This window comes from uncultured Intestinimonas sp., from assembly GCF_944387245.1.
GTDB lineage: Bacteria > Bacillota > Clostridia > Oscillospirales > Oscillospiraceae > Intestinimonas.
Map to the genome: position 1 here is coordinate 1 of NZ_CALXEE010000123.1, position 4,030 is coordinate 4,030.

At 68.1% G+C, this 4,030-nt stretch carries 4 protein-coding genes; 1 reads left to right on the forward strand and 3 read right to left on the reverse strand.

The window, feature by feature from the left end; all coding sequences use genetic code 11:
* Window positions 1–119 precede the first annotated feature (119 nt).
* From Q0K15_RS10845 to Q0K15_RS10855, 3 genes are read right to left on the reverse strand one after another with little or no spacing between them, the layout of a single operon-like run.
* The gene (locus Q0K15_RS10845; protein ID WP_294515859.1) at window positions 120–668 is read right to left on the reverse strand and encodes a hypothetical protein; all 549 of its coding nucleotides are present in this window, start codon (window positions 666–668) and stop codon (window positions 120–122) included.
* On the reverse strand, window positions 668–982 hold the full coding sequence (locus Q0K15_RS10850; RefSeq protein ID WP_294515860.1) for a hypothetical protein: 315 nt from the start codon (window positions 980–982) through the stop codon (window positions 668–670). The genes Q0K15_RS10845 and Q0K15_RS10850 overlap by 1 nt, the downstream gene beginning before the upstream one ends.
* Window positions 976–1,974 carry a hypothetical protein gene (locus tag Q0K15_RS10855; protein ID WP_294515861.1) on the reverse strand — a complete coding sequence of 333 codons (999 nt, stop codon included), beginning with the start codon at window positions 1,972–1,974 and terminating at the stop codon, window positions 976–978. The genes Q0K15_RS10850 and Q0K15_RS10855 overlap by 7 nt, the downstream gene beginning before the upstream one ends.
* Before the next feature lie 276 nt (window positions 1,975–2,250).
* Here Q0K15_RS10855 and Q0K15_RS10860 point away from each other — a divergent pair, with 276 nt between their 5' ends.
* On the forward strand, window positions 2,251–3,990 hold the full coding sequence (locus Q0K15_RS10860) for an S-layer homology domain-containing protein (protein ID WP_294515862.1): 1,740 nt from the start codon (window positions 2,251–2,253) through the stop codon (window positions 3,988–3,990).
* Window positions 3,991–4,030: the final 40 nt, after the last annotated feature.

Genomic DNA, 4,030 nt, shown 5'->3' on the forward strand with positions numbered 1-4,030 from the left:
GCGCGCAGCGGCCTGCATCTCTTCGAAAAAATGCTTGCATTTTTGAGAGAGCCTGTCGACTTTGTCGACAGGCTCAGAGGGCGGGTCCACTGAGTGGACCCGCCCTCTTTGCGTATTTTTTAAGCGCTCCGCCTGGCCCGTCTCCGGAATTTGAGGATGAGGGCTAGGGTCACCGCCACTACGGCGACCACCAGCACCGCCGCCAGGATGAGCTGCGCCCGCTGGGCGCTTTTTACCTCTTCCGCCCGGGCCTCCACCCGGTCGATGACGGCCTGGTCCGGCTCCACCGATGTCCCCGTGGGGTCGGACAGGCAGATCCACACAAAGCGGTTCCCATAGAGGTAGCCCGTGTAGCCCCAGAAATTCCCCGCGCTGTCCACATAGCAGGGGCCCAGATGGTCCGCCGGGTAATCCTCCACGGTGAGCGTCCGCAGGGGCTCCGCCGCCCCTGGGTAGAGCCACAGAGCCGTCTCCACCGGCCCGTCCAGGGCGCCCATATAGGTGGGATCGAATTCCACAAAGTCCCCACCGTAGAGCTCGGCGAAGGCGGCGGTCTCCTCCGCGGGTTCCGGGGACTTCTGCCCGGGGGCCACCACGTCGGCCCGGGCGGCAGCAGGCAGCACCGCCAGGGTCAGGAGCAGGACACAGGCCAAAAGTCTCTGTTTCATCACAGGATACCTCCAATCACAAGTCCAAGTCCGAAGGAACAGCCGTTGGCCCACAGGGAGAACAGGAAAGACCGCCGGATGTGCCGGGCGCATAGGAGATAAACCAGCCCCTCCACCCCCACGGCGGCGCACTCCAGCAGGAGCAGGAGCCAGGGAGCCGGGAAAATGAGGTTCAGGAGAACCGCCGCCGGGTTGGTGAGCACGTTGGCCAGGGTGCACAGGAGCAGGTCCTGTCCACGCACCCCCCACAGCAGGGCCAGGGGCAGCTCCACAGCCAGGGTGAGGGCCAGGCAGAACAGGAAATAACTCAGCACCGGCCCTTCCCCCTTCTCAGCCCCAGGAGGAGCAGGGGCAGGGAGACAAGAGCGGCCAGGGCGGCGGATACCGGTCCCCCCGGCAAAGGGTCATACCCCAGCAGGGAGGGGACCACCCCCAGGAAGAGGGCGAAGGTGAGCAGACCGAAGGCCAGACCCCGGGCCCCGGTGAGCCTCCGGGCGGCCCCCCAGAGGGTGAGGGGCATGGTCATGTTGAAGAGGCACACGGCGGCCAGGCCGGGTCCCGCCCGCCCTGCCATGAGAAAACAGGCCGTCGCCAGGCCGAGGGAGAGGGCAGCCGTTCGCCGTGGTCCCAACCGGTCGGCCAGCAGACCCCCGGCGGCCTTGCCTCCCGCCATGGCGCAGGCCAGGACCAGGGGCAGCTTCCCCTTCCAGGGAAAGGCGAAGAGAGTGCCGGCGAAGGACCGCAGCACCACCACGGTGAAGAGGCACAGAAGGGGGAGCAGGGCCTCCGTCCCGCCCTCCGGCGTCAAATCCAGTGGAGCGTTGGGGGCGCCCCCGCCCCAGCGGAGGAGGGCGGCCCCAAGGCCCAGAAGGGGCAGGACCACCGCCAGGACGGGAAGGCCGTCTCCGGAGGCCAGGAGGGTGCCCAGGGCGACGCCCAGAGCTCCCGGCGCGACAAAGAGACCCAGGGGACCGCAGTTCCCGCTGCCATTGAGGGCATAGAGCCCGCCCCCCACATGGAAGAAGGCGTTGCCCAGCCCGGCGCAGACGGCGGCGGGGAGCAGGCCGGGCAGCCCCCAGGCCAGGGCGGTGAGGCCGCAGCCCAGGGCGGCGAACCGCTCCCCGCCCCCCAGGGCGTCGGCCATCAGACCCACCGGCATCTGGACGGCAAAGGCGAAGCAGTTATAGAGCAGCAAGGCCGTGACGGCGTCGCCGCCCCCTTCCAGCCGCCCCAGCACCAGCAGGGCGCAGGCCAGGTCCACCCACAGATGGGCGGCGGCGTAGAGGTGCAGGGCACAGAGCTTCATGGGACGGCCTCCTTCCCGGCGGGCGCAAAGCCGGCTCTTTTATTCCTTCAGACGCAGTTTCATCCAAAAAGTTCCCTTTCGGGCGAGAAAATGGCTCTGTACAGCAACCCTTTCCTCTCTTTCCAGAAGTTCAGACTTGAAAAAAGCATAGTGATTTAGTATTCTTATCGCCACAGCCAGCACTCCGGTCCACCGGGCCGGCGCTGCGGCCGGGCGGAGGCTCCCACGGCGGAGCCCCGCTCCTTCCACTTGATCAACACACAAAGGAGCATCACCATGCGAAAGATCCCCGCGGCCCTTCTGGCCCTGACTCTCACCGCCTCCCTCACCGCCCCCCAGGCCGGTGCCGCCAAGGCCGACAGCCTCCCCGAGCTCAACGGCCACTGGAGCCAGTCCGCCTTCCAGCGCTGGCACGGCTACGGCATCGTGGAGGGGGACGACCGGGGCATGCGCCCCGACGACGCCATGATGGTGAGCGAATTCGCCGCCCTCCTCAGCCGTACCATGGGCTACACCAAGCAGGCGGAGAACCGCTACGCCGACCTGAAGGGCGACGAGTGGTACGCCCCCTACATCCTCCAGCTCACCGCCGCCGGCATCCTGGAGGGGGACGGCGTCAACTGCAACGCCGACGAGCTCATGAGCCGGGAGCGGGCCACCGTCCTCTTTGCCCGGGCCCTGGGCATCCGCCCCTCCGAGGCCCCCAATCTGAACAGCTTCGTGGACGGCGACTCCGCCGCCGAGTGGTCCGCCGGCTACATCGACGCCATGGCCAAGGCCGGCATCATCCAGGGGGTGGGCAACGACACCCTGGCCCTGGGGGCCAACATCACCCGGGCCTCCGTGGTCACGGTTCTGGACAACGCCGTGGCCGAGTACGTCACCGAGGAGGACGCCCAGATCACCGGCGACGTGGACGGTATCCTGCTGGTGGCCGCCGACGGCGTCACCGTGAAGGACGCCAGCGTGTCCGGCAGCCTGCTCCTCGCCCCCAAGGCCGGGGAGGCCGCCCTCGCCGTGGAGGACTCCACTCTGGCGTCCCACCTGCTGGTGGAGACCGGCAGCGCCGAAGTCTCCCTCACCGGCGCCGAGGTTCAGGGTGAGATCCTTCTGTCCGGGGACGGGAACGCCCTCGCCCTGGGCAAGGGGTCCAAGGCCGCCCAGGTAGCCGTGGATGGCGGTGAGAACACCGTCGTCGTGGCGGAGGAGGCCTCCATCGGCACCCTCACCGCCCGCGCCGCCGTGGAGGTGGACAACCAGGGGACCATCGACAAGGCCCTGATCCAGGCCGGCGGCGTGGTGCTGGACGGCAACAAGCCCGGCGCCATTGAGGTGGACGAGGACGTGGACGCCCCCACCGACAGCGAGGGCAACCCCGTGGTGGAGGACGAGCAGCCGGGGACCGGCGACGACAACCAGGACGGCGAGAACGGCCAGGGCGGCGGCAGCCAGGATGAGGACGACGAGCAGGAGGACAATGACGACACCCAGGAGCCCGATGTCCAGGCCCCTGTCACCCTCACCGACGTGGTGATCTCCACCCACCAGCTGCCCGAAGGGGTGACCTCCACCGAGACCGGCCTCTCCTTTGACGAAAGCACCGCTCTGGTCCAGAACGGCGGCTCCGGCATCCTGACCCAGGCCCAGGTGGCCGCCATGGGCGGCGGCGGGGAGTACACCGTCTACTTCTCCATCCCCCAGGCCTTGGATGACGGCACCCTCCAGTTCGACAAGATCGTGCGCACCATCAACGGCGGCTCCCCCACCACCTGGGCCGTCTCCAGCCAGACCGGCGCCGAGGAGGGCTCCGGCTGGTGGACCAAGAGCGAGGACCGCTACTTCTTCAAGTGGGGCGCTGTCTTTGCCAAGGAGGCCGACGGCCTCTACCAGATGACCGACGGCGGCATCTACGACTACACCCTCTCCTTCCTCAAGAGCGAGGAGGGGAAGGACACCACCGTGGCCACCTGCACCTTCCGCATCGACCTGAGCGGCTATACCATTTCTGAGGAGTAACCCCTTACGCCTGAGGCGCCGGACAACACGTCCGGCGCCT

Coding starts and splice junctions, on each gene's coding strand:
- Q0K15_RS10845 (WP_294515859.1), bottom strand. CDS start 668: ATGAAACAGAGACTTTTGGCCTGTGTCCTGCTCCTGACCCTGGCGGTG.
- Q0K15_RS10855 (WP_294515861.1), bottom strand. CDS start 1,974: ATGAAGCTCTGTGCCCTGCACCTCTACGCCGCCGCCCATCTGTGGGTG.
- Q0K15_RS10860 (WP_294515862.1), top strand. CDS start 2,251: ATGCGAAAGATCCCCGCGGCCCTTCTGGCCCTGACTCTCACCGCCTCC.